Raw genomic sequence first — 22,190 nt, forward strand, 5'->3', positions numbered from 1 at the left:
GCCCCGTCGGCACCCTCCCCCATCGAACGGTTTGAATTTCACGAAGTCAGGGCTATAAAACGCCCTCCCACGTATGATCGAACCGGCCATGTCCCCAACCCTTTTCCAGCGCACCCCCGGCCTCAGCGGCGACGACCCCGAGGCCAAGCGCCGCGAGATACGCGACTATTTCCACGCCACGCTCGACCGCTACGAGTCGCTGTTCGAGACCCTGGCCGAGGACGCGGCGTATTACGTCAAGCCCATCCCGCTGCGCCACCCGCTGATCTTCTACTACGGCCATACCGCCACCTTCTTCGTCAACAAGCTGGTGCTCGCCGGCCTGCTCGAAACGCGCCTGGACCCGCACATGGAGTCCGTCTTCGCCGTCGGCGTCGACGAGATGAGCTGGGACGACCTCGACGAGGCCCACTACGACTGGCCGGCGGTCGCGGCGGTGCGCGACTATCGCCGGCGGATGCGCGAGACCGTGGACAGCCTGATCGACCGGCTGCCGCTCGGCCTGCCCATCACCTGGGACAGCCCCTGGTGGCCCGTCCTCATGGGCATCGAGCACGAGCGCATCCATCTCGAGACCTCATCGGTGCTGATCCGCCAGCACGCCCTGAAATACGTCCGGCCCCATCCGGCCTGGCCGCACTGTCCGGACGCAGGCGAGCCGCCGGCCAACGAACTGGTGCCGGTGGCCGAGGGCACGGTGACCCTGGGCAAGGACTGGGCCGACGATCCCCACTACGGCTGGGACAACGAATACGGCCACCATGCCGCCAACGTGCCGGCCTTCCAGGCCGCGCGCAGCCTGGTCTCCAACCGTGAGTTCCTCGAATTCGTCGAGGCCGGCGGCTACGGCGACGACGCCTGCTGGACCGAGGAAGGCCTGGGCTGGCGCGACTTCAGCCAGGCCCGCCAGCCCAGCTTCTGGCTGCGCCGCGAGGACGGCTGGCACCTGCGCCTGATGCTGGAGGAGGTGGCCATGCCATGGAACTGGCCGGTGGAGGTGAACTACCACGAGGCCAAGGCCTTCTGTAATTGGCAGGCCGGGCGCCTGGGCCGGCCGGTGCGCCTGCCTACCGAGGACGAATGGTATCGGCTGTACGAGGTGGCCGGCCTGGCCGAGGTGCCTGTGGACGCGCCGGCCAACGCCAACCTGCACCTAGACCACTGGGCCTCGTCCTGCCCGGTCGACCGGTTCGAACAGGGCGATTTCCACGACGTGGCGGGCAACGTATGGCAGTGGACCGAGACGCCGATCTATCCGTTCGATGGTTTCAAGGTCCACCCGCTCTACGACGACTTCACCGTGCCGACCTACGACGGGCGCCACAACCTGTTCAAGGGCGGCAGCTGGATCGCCTGCGGCAACGAGAGCCTCAAGGCCGCGCGCTACGCCTTCCGGCGCCATTTCTTCCAGCATGCCGGCTTCCGCTACGTCGTGGCCGACGCGCCCGAGGCGCCGGTGGCGTCGCATTACGAGACCGACAAGCTGCTGTCCGAATATGCCGAGTTCCATTACGGCGACGAATACTTCGGCGTCGCCAGCTTCCCCAAGGCCCTGGCCGACCTTGCGGTCGAGGCCATGGCCGGCCGACCCATGCGACGCGCGCTCGATTTGGGCTGCGCGGCAGGCCGGGCCACCTTCGAACTGGCGCGCCATTTCGACCGGGTCACCGGCATCGACTTTTCCGCACGCTTCATCAACCTGGGTGTGCAGATCGCCGCGCAGGGGCATTGCGCTACGTCCTCGCGGACGAGGGCGAGCTGGTGTCGTATCGCGAGCGCCGCCTGGCCGACCTGGGCCTGGACGCGGTGCGCGACAGGGTTTCGTTCTACCAGGGCGACGCCTGCAACCTGAAGCCGATCCACAGCGGCTACGACCTGATCCTGGCCGCCAACCTGATCGACCGCCTGTACGATCCGGCGAAGTTCCTCGGCACGGTGCACGAGCGCATCAACCCGGGCGGCCTGCTGCTGATCGCCTCGCCCTATACCTGGTTGGAAGAACACACCCCGCGCGAGGCCTGGCTGGGCGGCTACAAGAAGGACGGCGAGAACCACACCACCCTGGACGGCCTCAAGGACCTGCTCGGGGCGCATTTCCGCCTGGTCAGGGGGCCGCTCGACGTGCCCTTCGTGATCCGCGAGACGCGGCGCAAGTTCCAGCACACCCTGTCCGAGGCGACCCTGTGGGAGCGCTTGCCTTGAGCTTCGACTTCGACCGCGTCGTCCCGCGCGCCGACACCGCCTCGGTGAAGTGGGACGCGCGTCCCGGCTATTTCGGCAGCGCGGATGTCTTGCCGATGTGGGTCGCCGACATGGATTTCGCCGCGCCCGACGAGGTGGTCCAGGCCCTGGCCGCGCGCGCCGCGCATCCGGTCTACGGCTACACCCTCTATCCGGACGGCCTGTTCGACACCCTGGCCGGCTGGCTCCACCAGCGCCACGGCTGGACCATCGAACGCGACTGGGTGCTCTGGGCGCCGGGCGTGGTGCCTTCCCTGTTTGCCGCCGTGCAGGCGTTCGCCGGTCCGGGCGAGGGTGTCGTGTTGCAGCCGCCGGTCTATCACCCGTTCTTCTCGGCCATCACGGATACCGGCCGGGTCATCGTCGAAAACCCCTTGCGCCTGGCCGACGGCCGCTATGCCATGGACCTCGACCATCTGGAACGCTGCGCGGCGGCCGGCGCCAGGCTGCTGCTCCTCTGCTCGCCGCACAACCCGGTCGGCCGGGTCTGGCGGCCGGACGAACTGCGTGCCGTCCTGGACATCGCCCGCCGCCACGACATGACCGTGCTCTCGGACGAGATCCACCACGACCTGGTCTACCCCGGCGAGCGCCATCACCTGCTGGCCACCCTGGCCGGCGACCCATCCGGCATCGTCACCGCCGTGGCGCCGAGCAAGACCTTCAACATCCCCGGCCTCGGCCTGTCGGCGCTGGTCGTGCCTGACCCGGAACGGCGCGCGGCGCTGAAGCGGGTGTTCGGCCAGTTGCACGTCAGCGCCAGCAATCCGTTCAGCGTCGCGGCCTTCGAGACCGCCTACCGGGTCGGCGCGCCCTGGCTCGATGCGCTCATGGCCTACCTGGCCGGGACGCGCGATTTCGTGCTCGACTTCGTGGACCGGCGGTTGCCGGGCATCAGGGCGATCCGCCCCGAAGGCACCTACCTGGTCTGGCTGGACTGCCGCGGACTGGGTCTCGACGACCGGGCGTTGGCCGACTTCTTCGTCCGCACGGCCCGGGTGGGCATGAACCCCGGCCACACCTTCGGCCGCGGCGGCAGCGGGTTCATGCGCCTGAACGTCGGCGCACCGCGCGCCGTGGTGGCCGAGGCCCTGGAGCGCATCGCGGCGGCCGTCGCCGGCCGCTGACCGTCCAGGCCGGGGCAAGCGCGCGCCGGCCCGGGCCAGCCCGGCCATTCCTGGCCGCCCCGCACGGCCCCGATCCGCCCCACCCATGGCCAGGTTCGCCGCCGCCGTGCGCGTCTCCACGCCCAGCTTCCCGAGCACGCGCTCCAGGTGCTTGTACACCGTGCGCGGGGAGGGTTGCGCTCACGACGCCAGGGGCGGCCCGCGCTCCGCTCAGAGGCCGGCGCCCGCCCGCCTCAGCGACCGGGCCCGAGCCATTTCAGCAGGGTCTCGAACAGCAGGTCCGGTTCCACCGGCTTGGCGATGTGGTCGTTCATGCCGGCGTCCAGGCAGCGCCGGCGGTCCTCGTCGAAGGCGTTCGCCGTCATCGCCAGGACCGGCGTGGCCGCGTTCAAGGTGCCGGCGCGGATCGCCCGGGTCGCGTCGAGGCCGTTCAGGTTGGGCATCTGCATGTCCATCAGGATCAGGTCATAGCGGTTCTGCTCCGCGAGGGCGACCGCCTCGACGCCGTCCCCGGCCAGGTCGACCCAGAAACCGACGTCCTCGAGCAGGCCGCGCGACACTTCCTGGTTGATCGGCTCGTCCTCGGCCAGCAGGACCAGCGCACCGCCGTGGCGCGCCCGCAACTGGGCCTCGGCCGAGGCCGGTGGGTGCCGGACCGGTTCGGCGAGGCCGGCGCAGCAGCGCTCCAGGGGCACCGCGAACCAGAAGGTGCTGCCCGCGCCCGGGCGGCTTTCCACCCCGATCTCCCCGCCCATCAGGCCGACCAGGCGCTTGCTGATGGCGAGGCCGAGGCCGGTGCCGCCGAACCGGCGCGTGATCGAGTTGTCCGCCTGTTCGAAGGTGCCGAACAGGCGTCCGATGTCCTCGGCGGCGATGCCGATCCCGGTATCCGTGACCCGCCAGCGCAGCGTCACCCGTTCCGCGTCGGCCGCGGCCAGTTCGGCCCGCACGCTGATCGTGCCGTGGTCGGTGAACTTGACCGCGTTGCCGACCAGGTTGAGGAGCACCTGGCCGAGGCGGATGGGGTCGCCGAGCACCTGCAGGCCGGCGATGGCCTCGGTCAGGGTCACGTCGAACGCGAGCCGCTTCTCCTCGGCCTTCTCGGCGAGCAGGCTGCGCACGTTCTCGACCACGCTGCCGACCGAGAAGCCGACCTTGTCCAGGCTCAGGCGCCCGGCCTCGATCTTCGAGAGGTCGAGGATGTCGTTGATGACGGTGAGCAGGTGCACGGCCGCGATGCCGATCTTGTCGAGGTAGCCCTGCAGCGTCGGGTCGCCGGTCCGGCGCCGGGCCAGGCCGGCCATGCCCATGATCGAGTTCATCGGGGTGCGCAGCTCGTGGCTCATGTTGGCCAGGAAGGTGCTCTTGGCCCGGCTCGCCGCCACCGCCTCCTCGCGGAGCCGGATCTGCTCCTCCTGGGCGGCCTGCAGGCGCTGCTCCGTCTTGACGCGCTTGGCGATCTCCCGGGTCAGCTGGATGGTCCGGTTGGCCAGCTTGTCGTACATGCCCATGACCGTGTCGATGAGCACCCGGGTGGCGCCGGACATCTCCATGTTGGCGATCTCCTTGGCTTGCGCCAGGGACACGCCGGAAGGCAGCGCCAGGACCACCTTGGCCATGCGCTTGTCGGACTCGATGATGTGCATGGCCAGCCAGTGGGTCAGGAAGGTGACGATCTCCTCGATGACCTCGTCGCTGGATTCCTCGGATTCCTTCGCCTTGATGTCGAGCACCTTGGCGATGAAGTCCTCGTGCGCCTTCTTGTGCCATTCCTCCCAGGGATCGCCGGAGAAATGCCGGTGCCAGATGCTCTCCTCGGTGGAGAAATGATAGGCGGTGTAGGCCTTCAGCTCGTCGAAGACCTTGTTCAGGGTGGGCGCCTCGGACTGGAAGGCGATGTGCCCGACCAGGATGTTGAGCAGGTCGACCAGCTTGCGGTGCTGGTCGTCGATCTCCTGAATACCGCAGGAAAAATTCTCGTTCCAGGGAAATATTTCGACCAGCTCCGGCATGCCAGGCTCCCGCGATTTGCTGTAACTCATTATTCCACAGGAAGATTGCCGCCAGCATCCCCGCTCCGGCGCCGGCTTGCCGCGGCCTAGAGGTCCTGGCCCCGGTCCTTGCCGGCGCCGCTCAGCATGTGGTTCAGGTAGGCGCGCAGGGTGGCCGGCTTGAGCGGCTTGTGCAGGACCGGCAGCCCGGACGCGTCGATGGCCTGGATGGTGGTCGACGCCGTGTCGCCGGTGATCAGCGCGGCCGGGATGGTGAGGCCGAACTGGGCGCGCAGCTCGGCGATCGCCTCGATCCCGGTCCGGCCCTGGCACAGGCGGTAGTCGCTCAGGATGGCGTCCGGGGTGCGGCCGAGTTCGAGCAGGTCCTGCTTCACCTCGCAGGCGTCGGCGCCGGCCGCCAGGTCGATGCCCCATTGCTCGAAGACCAGGTTCATGGCCTCCAGGATCGCCTCGTCGTCGTCGATCAGGACGACCAGGGGCGTCCGGCCGGCCGGGGCGACCGGCTCGGCGCCCGCCAGGCGGTCGTCCGCGTGGGCCAGGGGCGGCTCGCAGCGGGCCACGCGGATGCTGAAGCAGGAGCCCTTGCCCAGTTGGGAACGCACGTCGACCGGGCTGCCGAGCAGGCGGGCCAGGCGCCGGACGATGGCGAGGCCCAGCCCCAACCCCTTGTCGCGCGCCCGTTCCGGGTTCTCGAGCTGGAAATATTCCTCGAAGATGCGTTGCCGATAGGATTCCGGGATGCCCTTGCCGGAGTCGTACACGTCGAACCGGATCCAATCCTTCTGCACCCGGCGCATGCCCAGCACGATGCGGCCGCTGTCGGTGTAGCGGATGGCGTTGGCAAGCAGGTTGCTGAGGATGCGTTCGAGCAGGACCCGGTCGGTGAAGACCGCGACCTTGCCGGCATGCACGCGCAGGTCGAGCCCCTTCTCCGCCGCCATCGGGCCGTACTGGCTTGCCAGGCGGTCGAACACCGGCGCTACCTGGAAGCATTCCAGATGCGCCACGACGACGCCGGCGTCCAGCCGGGAGATGTCGAGCAGGGAGCTGAGCAGCGACTCCATGGCATGGGCCGAGGCCTCGATGTGCTCGACCAGTCGGGTCGGCTCGCCGCCGCGCGGCTGCAGCTTCTCCTTGAGCGCCTCGACCAGCAGGGTCAGGGCATGCATGGGCTGGCGGAGGTCGTGGCTGGCGGTGGCCAGGAAGCGCGAGCGCGCCATCACCGCCGCGTCGGCCGAGGCCTTCTGGTCGCGTAACTCGCGGGTCGCCTCGCTGACTCGTTGCTCAAGGTCGTCGGCGTGCCGCTGCATGACCTCGGCCATGGCGTTCACGCCGCGCTCGAGTTCGCCGATCTGGCCTTGCGACTGCGCCCGGACGCGGGCGTCCAATTCGCCCCCGGCGATGTCGCGGACCGTGGCGATCACGGCATTGAGCGGCCGGCTGAGGCCCTGGCTCAGGCGCCAGGCGAGCGCCCCGGCGACCAGCAGCATCAGGCCGGCCAGGCCGCCGACGACGAGCAGGGAGCGGCGCTGGGCGGCGATGATCGGGGCCAGGTCGAGCACCACCATGACCTCGCCGATGCGCTCGTCCTCCTTGGCGACGTCACCGGCCAGGTAGGGGTCGTCCAGTTCCGGGTTGTGGAATACCACCGGGTAGGCGAAGAACACGTAGCCGCCGTGGCGCCACTCCCGCTTCAGCGGCGCGAAGGCCGGCGGCGGCAGGGCGATCGAACCGGCGGTGTGCAGCCAGCCGCCGAATTGCGCGGCGATGGCGACGGTATTGCAGTCCTTGGCGGCGATCTCGTAGTCCAGCATGCGCCGGAGGTACTGGGTATTGCCGGTGTACAGGTCGAAGGCGGCCGTTTCCGCCAGGCGCAAGGCCACGGCCCGGCCGCGTTCGAGCAGCGCCTCCTCGGTCGACTGGATCTCGCGGTGGGCGAAATAGCCGGCCAGCAGGATGACCGCCAGGACCAACGGCACCAGGGCCACCGCCATGATGCGCGCGCGCAGGTCGCGCGGGAACGGACTAGGGGGTGCCATCGCGGCTACCCTCCGTGGCTGGCCGTGCCCGGACCTCGGCCACCGGCGCGGCTCAATCCTTGCCGCCCAGGCCCATCTTCTGGGCGAGCAACAGCGCCTCGGTCCGGCTGTTCACGTTGAGGACCCGGAAGATGGTCGCCAGGTGGATCTTCACCGTCCCCTCGGTAACGTTGAGATTGTGGGCGATCTGCCGGTTGTTGAGTCCCTTGGCCAGTTCGCGCAACACCTCGACCTGGCGCCGGGTGAGTGCCTCGTGGCGGCCGGCCTCGGGGGCGATCGGCCGGGTGCCGCCGTCGCGGGCGTCGTCGAGCAGGGAAGGCGGGACGTAGACCCCGCCGGCCAGCATCAGCTTGAGGGCGTTCAGGATGACGTCGCTGGGCGACGCCTTGCTGATGTAGCCCAGCACGCCGTCACCGAGCAGGCGCTGGATGTTCTCGCGTTCGTCCGCCGCCGACAGGACCGCGACCGGCAGGTGCGGGAACGAGGCCCGGAAACGGGCGATGCCGTCGATGCCGGGCATGCCGGGCATGTACAGGTCCAGAAGGGCGAGATCGATGTCCTGATGCTGTCGGGCGGCTTCGAAGGCCGCCGGGTAATCCTTCGCCTCGATGATCTCCACATCCGGCGCCAGCTTCAGCAGCACCGGCTTGACGCCTTCGCGGAACAACGGGTGATCGTCAGCAAACAGGATGCGCATGGTCATACTCTCCCTTTCCTTCCTGATTATGAACGTATTCTATCTCCCTAGAGTTTTAATACCCAGGAATATAACTTTCGATATATGAGGTTTATACCTTTTGCAGATGCGGCAATCCCTAGCCACCATTTACTATGTGGTTAAGGTAGATAGAAACGCGTCGGACACTGGTGGTCGGGGAGCCAACAGCGACACTATCCAAAACGTAGCAATCCCAACCTGACCGGGCACCCGCCCGGTTTTTTTTGCCCGTCAGAGCCCCAGGCGCTGCCACAGGGTGCTGGTCAGCCCGGCCTGGTTCAGGGTGTAGAAGTGCAGGCCCGGCGCCCCCGCCGCCAGCAGACGCTCGCACATGCCGGTCACGAAATCGAGGCCGAAAGCCTTGATCGCGGCATTGTCGTCGTAATAGTTCTCCAATTTCTTCGCCAGCCAACGCGGAATCTCGGCCCCGCACATGGCCGAAAAACGCGCCAGCTGGCCATAGTTGGAGATCGGCATGATGCCGGGCACGATGGGGATGGCGATGCCGGCGGCCTCGCACTCGTCCCGGAAGTAGAGATAGGCGTCGGCATTGAAGAAATACTGGGTGATCGCCGCGTTGGCGCCGGCATCGACCTTGCGCTTGAAATTGCGCAGGTCGTCGTCGTGGTTGCGCGCCTGCGGGTGCACCTCGGGATAGGCGGCCACCTCGATGTCGAACCAGTCGCCGGTTTCCGCCCGGATGAAGGCGACCAGTTCGTTGGCGTAGCGGAACTCGCCCGGGTCCGCCACCCCCGAGGGCTGGTCACCGCGCAGGGCGACGATGTGGCGGATGCCATTGGCCTTGTAGGTCTCCAGGATGTCGCGGATGTTCTCCCGCGTGGAACCGATGCAGGACAGGTGCGGCGCGGCGGCCTGGCCCTCGGCCTGGATCTCCAGCACGGTCTCCAGGGTGCGGTCGCGCGTGGAGCCGCCGGCACCGAAGGTCACCGAGAAGAACTTGGGCTTGAGCTGGGCGAGTTGCCGGCGCGTCTCCCGCAACTTGGCCGCCCCTTCCGCGGTCTTGGGCGGGAAGAACTCCATGCTGTAGATGCGCTCGCTCATGTCGGCTACTCGGTCTGGGGATGGCGCGATTCTAACCGAGCGCCACCCCCAGCGCCCGCCCGATCAGCCAGGTCGCGGCCCCCGCGGCGGCGCCGATGGCCAGCATGCGCAGGCCGCCCTGCCAGGACTTGCGGCCGGTGAACAGGCTCAGCGTGGCACCGACGCCGAACAGGCTGATCGCCGTCGCCACCGCGGCGCCCTTCAGGGCGACGTTGCCGGACAGCAGCAGGTACGGCAGCAGGGGCACCACGGCACCGGCGGCGAAGGCGCCGAAGGAGGCCAGCGCCGCCGTCCAGGGGGAACCCAGTTCCTCGGGGTTGAGGCCCAGTTCCTCGCGCGCCAGGGTATCCAGGGCCTTGTCGGGGTCGGCGATCAGGGTGTCGGCCAGGCGGCGCGCCTCGGCGCGCGGCAGTCCCTTGGCTTCGTAGATCAGGGCCAGTTCGGCCGCCTCCTCGCCGGGGTACTGGTCGAGTTCCTCGCGTTCGAGACCGATCTGGTATTCGAAGAACTCGCGCTGGGCACGCACCGAGACATATTCCCCCGCGGCCATCGAGAAGGCCCCGGCGAGCAGCCCGGCGACGCCCGACATCACCACCACGGCGGGGTCGCCCGAGGCCCCCGCCACGCCGAGGATCAGGCTGGCATTCGAGACCAGACCGTCGTTGACCCCGAATACCGCGGCGCGCAGGCTGCCGCCGCCCGGCATCCGGTGGCGCTCGCCGCCGCCGTGGCCGCGGTCGGCCGTCTCGGCCGGGCTGTACAGGGCCATCCCGCGCACCTTCATCGCCGACAGGATGGAACGCATGGGCACGATGCCGAGCCGGCCCACCAGCCAGCCCACCAGGCGGCTGCGCAGGTCCGGCCGGAAGGCCGCCGGGACGGTGCCGCCGGCCTTGGCCAATTCGGCCGCCCACAATTCGGCCTGCTCCTCGGCCGCCCGCGCCAGTTCCAGGAAAAGCACCTGGCGCGGCGTGCCCGACTCGGCATCCGAGAGGATGCGGTACAGCCACGCCGAACGCTTCTCCTCGCGCCAGCCGTCGAGATACTGCCCGTTGCTCATGGCAAGACTCCGCGTCGATATTGGATCGCCTCGGCGATGTGGGGGTGGTGATGCCTTCCTGCCCGGCCAGGTCGGCCAGCGTGCGGGCCAACTTGAGCACCCGGTGGTAGGCGCGCGCGGACAGGTTGAGCCGGGCGATGGCCTGGCGCAGCTGGTTGGCCGCCGCCGCATCGACCGCACAGTAGCGGTCGATCTCGGCGACCGTCAACTCGGCGTTGCTCTTGCCCTGGCGCGCCAGCTGGCGCGCCCGCGCGGCGACCACCCGCGCCCGCACGGCGGCCGACGCCTCCCCGGCCGGCGCGCCGACCAGGTCCTGTTCGGGCAGCGCGGGGACCTCGACATGGAGGTCGATGCGGTCCAGCAGCGGACCCGACAGCCTGGCGCGGTAGCGCGCCACCTGCTCCGGGGTGCAACGGCAGCGGCCGGACGGATGCCCCAGGTAGCCGCACGGGCACGGATTCATGGCGGCAACGAGCTGGAAGCGGGCCGGAAAATCGGCCTGGCGGGCGGCCCGGGAGATGGTGATGCGCCCGGACTCCAGGGGTTCGCGCAGGACCTCGAGGGCCTGACGGGAGAATTCCGGCAGCTCGTCGAGGAACAGCACGCCGTGATGGGCCAGGCTGACCTCGCCCGGCCGCGGGTTGCCGCCGCCGCCGATCAGGGCCACCGCGGAAGCCGAATGATGCGGTGCCCGCATCGGGCGCTGGCGCCAGTCGGCGGGCTGGAAGTCGCCCGCCAGGGAACGCACCGCCGCCGACTCCAGCGCCTCGCGGTCGGTCATCGGCGGCAGGATGCCGGGCAGCCGGCCGGCCAGCATCGACTTGCCGGTACCGGGCGGCCCGGACATGAGCAGGGAATGGGCGCCGGCCGCGGCCACCTCGAGCGCCCGCCGCGCCGCCAACTGGCCCTTCACCTCGGCGAGATCGGCGTAGGCGGCCGCCTCGGCGAGGGCCGGCGCGACCGCCTCGGGCAACTCGGCGCGCCCGGCCAGGTGGGCGCAGACGGCCAGCAGGCTGTCGGCGGCGAATACCCGGGCATCGGCGACCAGCGCCCCCTCGGCGGCACTCGGGCCCGGGAGCACGAAGGCACGCCCGGAGGCCCGGGCAGAGAGCAGCATGGCGAGCGCCCCCCGGATCGGCCGTAAGGCACCGGTCAGGGCCAATTCGCCGGCGAACTCCAGCCCGGCCAGGGGAGCGGCCGGCACCTGGCCGGAGGCGGCCAGCACGCCCAGGGCGATGGGCAGGTCGAAGCGGCCCGACTCCTTGGGCAGGTCGGCCGGGGCCAGGTTGACGGTGATGCGCCGGGCCGGGAACTCGAAGCCCGACTGCAGGATGGCCGCCCGCACGCGGTCGCGCGCCTCCTTCACCTCGGCTTCCGGCAGGCCGACCAGGTTGAAGGCCGGCAGGCCGTTGGCGAGGTGCACCTCCACCGTCACCTCGGGCGCCTGCATGCCGGCCAGCGCCCGGGTATGCAATACCGCCAGGCTCATCGCCCCGGGCCGGGTTAGGTGCCGCCGCCTTCCAGGCGGGCGAGCCGCTCCTCGAGGACGCGCAACTGCTCGCGGGTCTGCGCGAGCACCTGCGCCTGGACGTCGAATTCCTCGCGGGTGACGAGGTCGAGCCGGCCGAGCAGACCGGCCAGGCTGGCCTTGAGATTCTTTTCCACGTCGCGCGCCGGCGAGGCGGCCATGACCTCGGATATGCGCGCCGATATTTCCTCGAGCAGGGATTGCTTGAGCATCGTCGACCTCCGTTCAACTGTTCGCGGACAGTGTACCAAAGCCGGCCGCCCCGCCGGCCAGCGCACCCGAAAGCGGCCAGCATGGTGCAAACCGGAGCGGCAATGCACCAGAATTGTGCACAATACCGACCCGCCTCCGGTGTTATTTTTTAAATACCTGATTTAATGGAGTAATTATGCTGGCATAGGAAATGCTATTGGGGGGTGTGCGTTGTTGCACCGCAATAATCTCTTTGGAGCCAATGATGAAAAAACTCGTTTCCGCCCTTGTCCTGTCCGGCCTGGCCACCGCTTCCTTCTCCGTCCTCGCCGAGGACGCTCCCGCCAGCAGCCTGACCGGCAACATCGGCCTGACCACCGATTACGTCTTCCGTGGCGTTTCGCAGACCCAAAATGGTCCCGCCATCCAGGGTGGTTTCGACTACGCTCACTCCAGCGGCCTGTACGTGGGCACCTGGGCGTCCAACGTGGACTGGGTCTCGACCGGGTTCAAGGACAATAACAGCATGGAAGTCGACCTCTACGGCGGCTACCGCGGTGCGGTTGGCGACGTCGGCTACGACGTCGGCGTGATCACCTACTACTACCCCGGCGACCAGATCAAGGGCGCCAACGATCCGGACACCACCGAAGTGTACGTCGCCGCGAGCTGGAAGTTCCTCTCCGCCAAGTACAGCTACACCGTGTCCGACCACTTCGTCGGCTGGGGCACCAAGAAGGACCCGAGCGGCAAGACCGACGGCAGCTACTACGTCGAGCTGAACGCCAACTATGACCTGGGCGACGGCTGGGGCGTGCTCGGCCACGTCGGCTACCAGGACGTCAAGGACAACGGCGACGCCTCCTACACCGACTGGAAGGTCGGCGTGAGCAAGGATGTCGGCTTCGGCGTCTTCACCCTGGCCTACTCCGACACCGATGCCGACAAGGATACCTACACCTGGTCCGACAACGCCGATGGCAGCCATTCCAAGAAGGTCGCCAACGGTCGCGTGTTCCTGTCCTTCAACAAGTCTTTCTAACCCGGTCCCAACCGCTCCGGCCACTCCCGGCCGGGTGACCGGGGCGGACAGGATACCAACAGGAGACAGTAATGAAATTTGTCACCGCCATCATCAAACCCTTCAAGCTGGATGAAGTACGCGAGGCCCTGGCCGGCCTGGGCGTCTCCGGCATCACCGTGACCGAAGTCAAGGGCTTCGGGCGCCAGAAGGGTCATACCGAGCTCTACCGCGGCGCCGAGTACGTCGTGGATTTCCTGCCCAAGGTCAAGGTCGAGGTCGCCGTCAAGGCCGACCTGCTCGACCAGGCCATCGAGGCCATCCAGAAGGCTGCCCAGACCGGCAAGATCGGCGACGGCAAGGTTTTCGTCTGGGACCTGGAACAGGTCGTACGTATCCGCACCGGCGAAGCCGGCGAAGCGGCGATTTAAGGAGACATGACCATGAAGCGCTTGTTGGCTAGTTTGTTGCTGGTAGGCACGTTGGGCTTTACCGGCCTGGCCCTGTCCGAAGAACCGGCCGCCGCTCCGGCCGCGACCACCGAGGCCGCCCCGGCCGCCCCCGAAGCCGCGGCGCCCGCCGAGGCCGCCCCGGCCCCTGCCGCCGAGCCCGCTCCGGCCCCCGCCGCCGAGGCGCCCAAGCTCGACACCGGCAACACCGCCTGGATGCTGACCTCCACCGCCCTGGTCCTGCTCATGACCGTTCCCGGCCTGGCCCTGTTCTACGGCGGCATGGTGCGCAAGAAGAACGTCCTGGCGACCATGATGCAGAGCTTCGCCATCACCGCCATGATCTCGGTGCTCTGGATGGTCGTCGGCTACAGCCTGGCCTTCGACACCACCGGCATGGAAAAGGGCGTGACCAACTTCAATTCCTTCTTCGGTAGCCTGTCCAAGGCCTTCCTGGCCGGCATGGGCAAGGACAGCCTGACCGGCACGATCCCGGAATCGGTGTTCATGACCTTCCAGATGACCTTCGCGATCATCACCCCGGCCCTGATCACCGGCGCCTTCGCCGACCGCATGAAGTTCTCCGCGATGATGTGGTTCATGGCCCTCTGGTCCCTGCTGATCTACGCCCCGATCGCCCACATGGTGTGGTCCGGCGACGGTGGCTTCATGTGGGACATGGGCGTCCTGGACTTCGCCGGCGGTACCGTGGTGCACATCAACGCCGGTGTTGCCGGCCTGGTTGCCGCCCTGGTCCTCGGCCCGCGCATCGGCTACGGCAAGGATGCCCTGATGCCGCACAACCTGACCCTGACCATCATGGGTGCTGCCATGCTGTGGGTCGGCTGGTTCGGCTTCAACGCCGGTTCCGCCGTCGCCGCTGACGGCCGTGCCGGCATGGCCATGGCGGTCACCCAGATCGCCACCGCCGCCGCCGCCCTGTCCTGGATGTTCGCCGAATGGTTCAGCAAGGGTAAGCCCAGCGTCCTGGGCATCGCCTCCGGCGCGGTCGCCGGCCTGGTCGCCATCACCCCGGCGTCCGGCTTCGTCGATCCGACCGGTGCCCTGATCATCGGCCTGGTCGCCGGCGTCGCCTGCTTCTGGGGCGCCACCTCGCTCAAGCACATGATGAAGTACGACGACTCCCTGGACGCCTTCGGCGTGCACGGTATCGGCGGCATCGTCGGCGCCCTGCTGACCGGCTTCTTCGCCGTCGAAGCCATCGGCGGCACTGCCGGCGGCATGGGCCAGTTCCTGATCCAGCTCAAGGGCACCGTGATCACGATCGCCTTCACCGCCATCGGCACCTACATCATCCTGAAGGTGCTCGACATGGTGATCGGCCTGCGCGTCTCCGAGGAAGAGGAACGCGAAGGTCTCGACATCGCCCTGCACGGCGAGCGCGTGGAATAAGCCAACCGGTCGGGCGGGCCAGCCGCCCGACCGGAGCACGATTGCTCCTTCGCCATCCCCGCCCAAGGGTTGGCTCTTCGAAAGGCGCCGAAAGGCGCCTTTTTTTATCCGTGGCCGCAAGCGGTTATAGTCGGGGCCATGAAACTACTCATACTCGCCGTCGGCGACAAGCTGCCCGCCTGGGCGGAAGCCGCCGTCACCGACTACGTCAAGCGCATGCCGCGCGAGATGCGCGTCGAGGTCGTGGCCATCAAGCCGGAGAAACGCGCCGGCCAGTCGCCGGAGCGCATCAAGGCGCTGGAGGCGGCACGCGTCCTGGACAAGCTGCCGGACGGCTGCACCCTGGTCGCGCTGGACGAGCACGGCCGCGAGGTGAGCACGCGCGAACTCGCCCAACTGCTGGACGACTGGCGCGGCAGCGGCCGCGACGTCGCCCTGGCGATCGGCGGCGCCGACGGCCTCGCGGCCCCGCTCCTGGCACAGGCGGCGGCCCAGCTGTCGCTGTCGCGCCTGACCCTGCCGCACGCGCTCGCCCGGGTCCTGCTCGCCGAGCAGCTGTATCGGGCCTGGAGCCTCCTGGCCAACCACCCGTACCACCGGGACTGACGGGTTAGAATGGCGGCCATGACGAAAACCGTGTACCTCGCCTCGCAAAGTCCGCGCCGCCTGGAGCTGTTGCGCCAGATCGGCCTGGTGCCGGTCATCCTGCCGTTGCGCCACGCCCCGCCGCGCGCCGACGTCGACGAGACGCCGCTGCCCGGCGAGCCCGCCTTCGAATACGTCCGGCGCCTGGCCCGCATGAAGGCCGAGGCGGGCATGCTGGCGCTGTGCGGCCGGCGCCTGCCGGAGGGCCCGGTCGTCGCCGCGGACACGACGGTGACCCTGGCCGGCCAGATCCTCGGCAAGCCGGCCCACGCCGAGGAGGCCGCCGCCATGCTGCGCGCCTACTCCGGACGTACGCACAGCGTCCTGACGGCCGTCGCCGTCGCCCAGGCCGGCGAGGTGGCGGTTGCCGTTTCGGAAAGCGAGGTACGCTTCAGGACCCTTTCGGAGGCGGAGATCAGCGCCTATGTGGCCAGCCACGAGCCCTACGACAAGGCCGGCGGCTACGGCATCCAGGGGCGGGCCGCGCTGTTCATCGAGCATATCGCGGGGAGCTACACGGGCATCATGGGGCTGCCGCTGTACGAGACCGGCGCCCTGCTGGCCGGGCAGGGCTGGCGGTCCTCTAGGGGCACGCGAGTGGCGAGTCGAGAGCCGGGCAGGCGCCTGCCCGGCTCTCGACTATCTACTCCGGGCTGAATTCGAATGAGCGAAGAGATATTGATCAACGTCACCCCCAGGAGACCCGCGTCGCGGTCACCTACCTGGGCGCGGTACAGGAACTGCACATCGAGCGGGCCAGCCAGCGCGGCCTGGTCGGCAACATCTACCTGGGCAAGGTCAGCCGGGTGCTGCCGGGCATGCAATCGGCCTTCATCGACATCGGCCTGGACCGGGCCGCGTTCCTGCACGTCGGCGACATCTGGGACGCCCGCGAAGGCGACGTCGTGCGGCCCATCGAACGCCTGCTGCACGAAGGCCAGAACGTCCTGGTCCAGGTCATCAAGGACCCGATCAGCGCCAAGGGCGCGCGCCTGTCGACCCAGATCAGCATGGCCGGGCGCTTTCTCGTCTACCTGCCCCAGGAGACCCGCATCGGCATCTCCCAGAAGATCGAGGACGAGGCCGAGCGGGAGCTGCTGCGCGTGCGCCTGCAGAGCCTGCTGCCCCAGGACGAGCACGGCGGCTTCATCATCCGGACCATGGCCAACATGGCCGAGGACTGCGACCTGGCCGCCGACGTGGAGTACCTGCACACCCTCTGGGACGCGATCAAGAACCGCGCCAACACCAGCGAGGGCCCGTGCCTGATCTACCAGGAGCTGGACCTGGCGCACCGCGTCCTGCGCGACTTCGCCAACGACGAGACCGACCGCATCCTGGTCGATTCGCGCGAGACCTACCTGCGCATGATGGGCTTCGCCGAGGACTTCACCCGCAAGCTGGCCGGCAAGATCAACCACTACGCCGCCGAGCGGCCCCTGTTCGACCTCTATGGCGTCGAGGAGGAGATCGAACGGGCGCTGGGCCGGCGCGTCGACCTGAAGTCGGGCGGCTACCTGATCATCGACCAGACCGAGGCGCTCACCACCATCGACGTCAACACCGGCGGCTACACCAGCGGGCGCACCTTCGACGAGACCATCTTCAAGACCAACCTGGAGGCGGCCCAGGCCATCGCCCGGCAGCTCCGCCTGCGCAACCTGGGCGGCATCATCATCATCGACTTCATCGACATGGACGTCGCCGAGCACAAGGAGGCCGTGCTGGGCGAAGTGACCAAGGCCATGGCGCGCGACCGCACCCGCATCACCATCAACGGCTTCACCTCCCTGGGCCTGGTCGAGATGACCCGCAAGCGCACCCGGGAGAGCCTGGCCCGGCAGATCTGCGAGCCCTGCCCGACCTGCCAGGGGCGCGGCCAGATCAAGACCGCCCAGAGCGTGTGCTACGAGATCCTGCGCAACCTCATGCGCGAGGCGCGTCAGTTCAACGCCCGCGAGTTCCGCATCCTGGCCTCGCAGACCGTCATCGACCTGTTCCTGGACGAGGAATCGCAGAACCTGGCCCAGTTGTCGGACTTCATCGGCAAACCAGTGTCGCTCCAGGTCGAGGGCCTGTTCACCCAGGAGCAGTACGACATCATCCTGCTCTAGGGCAGCAGGCTGCCGATCACGACCGGCACGCCGCGCGCCTGCTCGACGACCCGGAAGGCCTTGTCCCAGTCGACCCGGTAGGGGCGCTCGCCGGTGGCCCGGATGAGCGCCGCCACCATGGCGGTCTTGCCGGTCTCGGCCCGCTCCTCGGCCAGGGCCGGGTGGGCCTCCAGGTAGAGCTGGCCGTCGTGCACGGCGACCTTGTAGGGCTGGTTGACGATGCGCACCGGCGTCCCCACGGCGACCCGGTCGAACAGGTCGCGCAGGGGTTCCGGCTCCATGCGCAGGCAACCGTGGCTGACCCGCATGCCGGCGCCGTAACCCTGGTTGCTGCCGTGGATCAGGTAGTCCGTGGCGCCGATGCGCATGGCGTAGGCGCCGAGGGGGTTGTCCGGTCCCGGCGGCACCACGGCGGGCAGCGGCTCGCCGAGTTCCGCCTGCTCCCGCCGTATGGCCGCCGGCACGTGCCAGGCCGGGTCGCGCGCCTTGCTGGTGATGCGCGCCTGCAGGGTGGGCACCTGCCAGCCCTCCTTGCCGATGCCGATCGGATAGGCCAGCACGCTGGCGGCCCGGCCCGCCTCCGGCACCGGGTAATAGTACAGGCGCATCTCGGGCAGGTTGACGACGATGCCGGTGCGGGGCGCCGCCGGCAGGACCAGGCGGCCGGGCAGCAGGACCCAGGAGGTCGCCACCGGCTGGCCCGGCTCGACCTTGGGATTGGCCACGCGGACCTGCTCGTAGCCGTACTGGTAGCGGCTGGCGATGTCCAGCAGGGTGGCGTCGGCACGGCTGGCCACCGCCTTCATGCTGCCGACCAGGTCGTCGCCCGCCGGTCCGAGCGGCATGGCGTCCGCGCCGGCGTGGTTGGCGACGCCGGCCAGCAGGCCGGCCATCAATAGATAGGGAGCGATGTTCAAGCGCGGTCCGTCCAGTCGGGTCCATGCACAAGGGACCCGATTATCCGAAAACCGGGCGCCGCCGTCAGCGGCTTTCCGCCAACAGCATGGCGATCATGCGCTCGGCCTGGCCGGCATAGCCGCCGCCGAACAGGTTGTAGTGGTTGAGCACGTGGTAGAGGTTGTACAGGCTGCGCCGGACCGGATAGCCGGGATCGATCGGCCACGCCTCGTGGTAGGCGGCCATGAAGGCGGCCGGGAAGCCGCCGAACAGTTCGGTCATGGCCAGGTCGGCCTCGCGGTCGCCGTAGTAGACGGCCGGGTCGAACAATACCGGCCGCCCGCCGGCGTAGCCGTAGTTGCCGCCCCAAAGGTCGCCGTGCAGCAGGGAGGGCACCGGCGTGTAGCCGGGGAAGAAACCGCCGAGCCCGGCGAGCAGGCGCTCGCCCTGCTCGACCAGGCGGCGCGGCGCGCCGTTGCGGGCGGCCAGGCCGAGTTGGAACGCCAAGCGGCGCTCGCGCAGGAAGTCGACCCAGGCGGGCGCCGGCTCGTTGACCTGCGCGGTCGCCCCGATGGTGTTGTCGCGCCGCCAGCCGAACGTCGCGTGGCGCTGGCGGTGCATGGCCGCCAGCCGGCGGCCCAGTTCGCCGGCATCGCCGCGGCCGTCCAGCTCGAGGTACTCCAGGACCAGGAAGGCCCGGCCGCCGTCGACCCCGCTGCAGACCGGCTGCGGCGCAGCGATCGCGCCGCTGGCGAGGATCTCGGCCAGGCCTTCGGCCTCGGCCTCGAACATGGCCAGGCGTTCGGCCCGGTTCACCTTCACGAAGTAGCGGCGGCCGTCGCGCCCGACCAGGCGTTCCGCCTCGTTGATGTCGCCGCCGCCGACCGGCTGCCGGGTGGCGATGGCGAACGCCGCCCCGGTGGCGGCGCCGATCGCCTCGGCCAGCCCGCTCACCGGTTCAGGGCAGCAGGGTCTTGGGTTCGCGCGATTCGCCGGCCTCCTCGAGGCGGCGCAGGTACTCCTGCCAGTAGACGTCCTGGTGCTTGCCCAGGTCGTACAGGTAGTCCCAGGAATAGATGCCGGAATCGTGCTTGTCGTCGAACACCAGGACCACGGCGTAATGGCCGACCGGCTCGATCGCGCTGATGTCGACGTTCTTCTTGCCGACCTGCAGGGTCTCCTGGCCCGGACCGTGGCCGCGCACCTCGGCCGAAGGCGAGAACACGCGCAGGAACTCGAACGGCAGGTTGAAGCGGCTGCCGTCGTCGAAGGCGATCTCCATGACCTTCGACTGCTGGTGCATCTTGATCTCGGTGGGCGTGGGAACTTGGTTGCTCAGGCCGGCCATACGGATACCTCGGTGATGAAAGGGAATCCCGCTAGTTTGCCAGCCTAACGCGGCCCGGGCAATGACCGATTGTTTTTGTCGGGTATTAGACGGGCCCCGGCAAGGCCCGAAACGGCCCAAATTGGTGCCTTGCGCACCGAAACCATGCGGCGGCGGGCCTGCAATGACCACACCGGACAACCTGCGTATCAATACTTAACCATTAAATATCAGCCAGATACGCATTGGCCCGGACACTGGCACGGGGCTTGCTGAACAGGTGACGAATATTACGGATATTCATTTCAGTAATACCCACGAACAAGGAGTCGACCATGAACCGGAAGTCGTTCGGAAGCACCATGAAGCACCTGCTGGCCCGTGTCATCCTGCCCGCCACCGCCGCGCTGGCCTTCGCCGCCCAGGCCGCGCCGCCCCTCAAGATCGGTTACAGCGACTGGCCGGGCTGGGTGGCCTGGCAGGTCGCCATCGACAAGGGCTGGCTCAAGGAAGCCGGCGTCGCCGTCGACTTCGAGTGGTTCGACTACTCGGCCTCCATGGACGCCTTCTCGGCCGGCAAGATCGATGCCGTCACCATGACCAACGGCGACGCCCTGGTCACCGGCGCCGCCGGCGGCAAGAGCGTGATGATCATGCTCACCGACTATTCCAACGGCAACGACATGATCGTGGCGAAGCCCGGCATCAAGTCGCTGAAGGACCTCAAGGGCAAGAAGGTCGCCGTCGAGGAAGGCTTGGTCGAGCACCTGCTGCTCCTGAACGGCCTCAAGAAGATGGGCATGAAGGAGTCCGACGTCACCCTGGTGAACGCCAAGACCAACGAGATGCCGCAGGTCCTGGCCTCCGGCGACGTCGCCGCGGTCGGCGCCTGGCAGCCCATCTCCGGCCAGGCCATGAAGTCGCTGCCCGGCTCCCGCCCGGTCTACACCTCGGCCAACGAGCCCGGCCTGATCTACGACGTGGTCGCGGTCAACCCGGTCAGCGCCAAGCAGCGCAAGGCCGAGTGGGTCAAGGTGGTCAAGGTCTGGGACAAGGTCGTCAAGTACATCAACGATCCCAAGACCCAGCCCGACGCCGTCAAGATCATGGCCTCCCGCGTCGGCGTCGCGCCGGCCGCCTACACCCGCTTCCTGAAGGGCACCAAGCTGCTCAGCCTGGAGGAAGGCAAGAAGGTCATGGCCAAGGGCCCCGGCTTCGGCTCGCTGTACGGCTCCTCCAAGGTCGCCGACGACTTCAACGTCGCCAACGGCGTCTACAAGAGCCACCAGGACGTCGACGGCTACATCGACCCGTCCTTCACCGACGCCGCCCTGAAGTGACGTCCTGACCGAGACAGACTGACAACGGAGCGGAAATGAACACGATCGCCAACTGGTTCGCCAACAGCATGAGCGTCGACGCACGCAGTCGAACGCTGCTGGCCATCGGTTCGTTTCTGATCCCGTTGCTGGTCTGGAGCCTGGTCAGCTACGTGCCTTTCGTATGGCATCCCAAGGTCTACGTCACCGACCCCGGCGACGTGGACTACTTACAGGCCGGCATGCTGGTGGACAAGCCCATGTTCGCCGAGGAAGTCGCCAACATGGAGCAGTCCCAGCTGGCGCCGCCGGTGGGCCACCCCTCCAACCCGATCTACCTGCCGGCGCCCGACGAAGTGGCGAAGGCCTTCTACAACGGTTTCGCGAATCCGCCGACCAACACCGACGTGCCCTCGATGCCTGCCAGCCTGTGGCACAGCATCCAGATCATCTTCTGGGGCTTCCTGATCTCGTCGCTCATCGGCGTGCCGCTCGGCATCCTGTCCGGCACCTACAACCTGGTCGGCCGGCTGAACGAACCCTTCATCGAATTCTTCCGCTACCTGCCGGCGCCCGCCTTCGGCGCCCTGGCGGTGGCCATCCTCGGCATCTACGACGGTCCCAAGATCGCCATCATCGTCATCGGCACCCTGTTCCAGCAGGTGCTGATCATCGCCAACACCACGCGCAAGCTGGAGGCCACCATCATCGAGGCCGCCCGCACGCTCGGCACCAGGAACCTCAAGCTGCTGACCAAGGTGGTGGTGCCGGGCATCCTGCCCGACCTCTACCGCGACCAGCGCATCCTGCTCGGCTGGGCCTGGACCTACCTGATCGTCGCCGAACTGATCGGCACCAGCTCGGGCATCACCTGGTTCATCACCCAGCAGGCCCGCTACCAGCATTTCGACAACGTCTACGCCGCCATCATGACCATCGGCATCATCGGTTTCGGTACCGACCTGGTGCTGGCCTGGCTGGGCCGGCGCCTGTTCCCCTGGGACCGCACCCAGGATAGGAGCTGAG

The 22,190-nt window shown here is 68.3% G+C and carries 17 protein-coding genes and 3 pseudogenes; 10 read left to right on the forward strand and 10 right to left on the reverse strand.

Going from position 1 to position 22,190, the window contains the following annotated elements; genetic code table 11:
• The first annotated feature begins 88 nt into the window (after positions 1 to 88).
• Positions 89 to 2,202 (forward strand): annotated as a pseudogene (gene ovoA / locus EZJ19_RS08590) (5-histidylcysteine sulfoxide synthase).
• Positions 2,199 to 3,368, forward strand: coding sequence for a MalY/PatB family protein (locus EZJ19_RS08595; RefSeq protein WP_131446628.1), 1,170 nt, complete (start codon positions 2,199 to 2,201; stop codon positions 3,366 to 3,368). The pseudogene ovoA and the gene EZJ19_RS08595 overlap by 4 nt, the downstream one beginning before the upstream one ends.
• A 233-nt stretch (positions 3,369 to 3,601) precedes the next feature.
• On the opposite strand, the gene EZJ19_RS08600 is transcribed toward EZJ19_RS08595, so the two are convergent.
• The 7 genes and pseudogenes from EZJ19_RS08600 to EZJ19_RS08630 form a co-directional block, all read right to left on the reverse strand.
• A complete protein-coding gene (locus tag EZJ19_RS08600) occupies positions 3,602 to 5,380 on the reverse strand; it encodes a bacteriohemerythrin (protein WP_165873523.1) in 1,779 nt (592 codons plus the stop codon).
• Positions 5,381 to 5,466: 86 nt separating this feature from the next.
• Positions 5,467 to 7,419 carry an ATP-binding response regulator gene (locus tag EZJ19_RS08605; protein ID WP_131446632.1) on the reverse strand — a complete coding sequence of 651 codons (1,953 nt, stop codon included), beginning with the start codon at positions 7,417 to 7,419 and terminating at the stop codon, positions 5,467 to 5,469.
• 52 nt (positions 7,420 to 7,471) lie between these two features.
• Complete coding sequence (locus tag EZJ19_RS08610) at positions 7,472 to 8,122, reverse strand: response regulator (protein ID WP_240754710.1); 651 nt, start codon at positions 8,120 to 8,122, stop codon at positions 7,472 to 7,474.
• A gap of 246 nt (positions 8,123 to 8,368) precedes the next feature.
• A complete protein-coding gene (metF, locus tag EZJ19_RS08615) occupies positions 8,369 to 9,199 on the reverse strand; it encodes a methylenetetrahydrofolate reductase [NAD(P)H] (protein WP_131446634.1) in 831 nt (276 codons plus the stop codon).
• Between the two features lie 31 nt (positions 9,200 to 9,230).
• Positions 9,231 to 10,259, reverse strand: a complete 1,029-nt coding sequence (locus EZJ19_RS16370; RefSeq protein WP_131446636.1) for a VIT1/CCC1 transporter family protein — start codon at positions 10,257 to 10,259, stop codon at positions 9,231 to 9,233.
• Positions 10,256 to 11,748 (reverse strand): annotated as a pseudogene (locus tag EZJ19_RS16375) (YifB family Mg chelatase-like AAA ATPase). The gene EZJ19_RS16370 and the pseudogene EZJ19_RS16375 overlap by 4 nt, the downstream one beginning before the upstream one ends.
• 14 nt (positions 11,749 to 11,762) lie before the next feature.
• Positions 11,763 to 11,999, reverse strand: a complete 237-nt coding sequence (locus tag EZJ19_RS08630) for an accessory factor UbiK family protein (protein WP_131446638.1) — start codon at positions 11,997 to 11,999, stop codon at positions 11,763 to 11,765.
• 245 nt (positions 12,000 to 12,244) lie between these two features.
• On the opposite strand from EZJ19_RS08630, the gene EZJ19_RS08635 reads away from it, so the two are divergent.
• The 6 genes and pseudogenes from EZJ19_RS08635 to rng all read left to right on the forward strand — a co-directional run bounded on the left by EZJ19_RS08635 (position 12,245) and on the right by rng (position 17,621).
• The gene (locus EZJ19_RS08635) at positions 12,245 to 13,021 is read left to right on the forward strand and encodes a TorF family putative porin (protein ID WP_131446640.1); all 777 of its coding nucleotides are present in this window, start codon (positions 12,245 to 12,247) and stop codon (positions 13,019 to 13,021) included.
• A 71-nt stretch (positions 13,022 to 13,092) separates the two neighbouring features.
• Entirely contained in the window at positions 13,093 to 13,431 is a 339-nt protein-coding gene (locus EZJ19_RS08640; protein ID WP_131446642.1) for a P-II family nitrogen regulator, read from the forward strand.
• Between the two features lie 12 nt (positions 13,432 to 13,443).
• A complete protein-coding gene (locus EZJ19_RS08645) occupies positions 13,444 to 14,862 on the forward strand; it encodes an ammonium transporter (RefSeq protein ID WP_131446644.1) in 1,419 nt (472 codons plus the stop codon).
• Between the two features lie 138 nt (positions 14,863 to 15,000).
• A complete protein-coding gene (gene rlmH / locus EZJ19_RS08650) occupies positions 15,001 to 15,468 on the forward strand; it encodes a 23S rRNA (pseudouridine(1915)-N(3))-methyltransferase RlmH (protein ID WP_131446646.1) in 468 nt (155 codons plus the stop codon).
• 9 nt (positions 15,469 to 15,477) lie between these two features.
• Complete coding sequence (locus EZJ19_RS08655) at positions 15,478 to 16,164, forward strand: Maf family protein (protein ID WP_131446648.1); 687 nt, start codon at positions 15,478 to 15,480, stop codon at positions 16,162 to 16,164.
• A gap of 6 nt (positions 16,165 to 16,170) precedes the next feature.
• Positions 16,171 to 17,621: pseudogene (gene rng, locus EZJ19_RS08660) on the forward strand (ribonuclease G).
• On the opposite strand, the gene EZJ19_RS08665 reads toward rng, so the two are convergent.
• From EZJ19_RS08665 to EZJ19_RS08675, 3 genes are all read right to left on the reverse strand, one after another.
• Positions 17,618 to 18,538 carry a L,D-transpeptidase family protein gene (locus tag EZJ19_RS08665; protein WP_131446650.1) on the reverse strand — a complete coding sequence of 307 codons (921 nt, stop codon included), beginning with the start codon at positions 18,536 to 18,538 and terminating at the stop codon, positions 17,618 to 17,620. The pseudogene rng and the gene EZJ19_RS08665 overlap by 4 nt on opposite strands.
• Positions 18,539 to 18,602: 64 nt before the next feature.
• Positions 18,603 to 19,472, reverse strand: coding sequence for a fructosamine kinase family protein (locus tag EZJ19_RS08670; RefSeq protein ID WP_131446652.1), 870 nt, complete (start codon positions 19,470 to 19,472; stop codon positions 18,603 to 18,605).
• 4 nt (positions 19,473 to 19,476) lie between these two features.
• Complete coding sequence (locus EZJ19_RS08675; protein ID WP_131446654.1) at positions 19,477 to 19,866, reverse strand: gamma-butyrobetaine hydroxylase family protein; 390 nt, start codon at positions 19,864 to 19,866, stop codon at positions 19,477 to 19,479.
• Between the two features lie 314 nt (positions 19,867 to 20,180).
• On the opposite strand from EZJ19_RS08675, the gene EZJ19_RS08680 reads away from it, so the two are divergent.
• Both EZJ19_RS08680 and EZJ19_RS08685 read left to right on the forward strand, forming a co-directional pair.
• Entirely contained in the window at positions 20,181 to 21,185 is a 1,005-nt protein-coding gene (locus EZJ19_RS08680) for an ABC transporter substrate-binding protein (RefSeq protein WP_131446656.1), read from the forward strand.
• 35 nt (positions 21,186 to 21,220) lie between these two features.
• A complete protein-coding gene (locus EZJ19_RS08685) occupies positions 21,221 to 22,189 on the forward strand; it encodes an ABC transporter permease (protein ID WP_131446658.1) in 969 nt (322 codons plus the stop codon).
• Position 22,190 lies beyond the last annotated feature (1 nt).

The sequence above is a fragment of the Parasulfuritortus cantonensis genome, assembly GCF_004337445.1.
In the GTDB taxonomy this organism is placed as follows: Bacteria; Pseudomonadota; Gammaproteobacteria; order Burkholderiales; family Thiobacillaceae; genus Parasulfuritortus; species Parasulfuritortus cantonensis.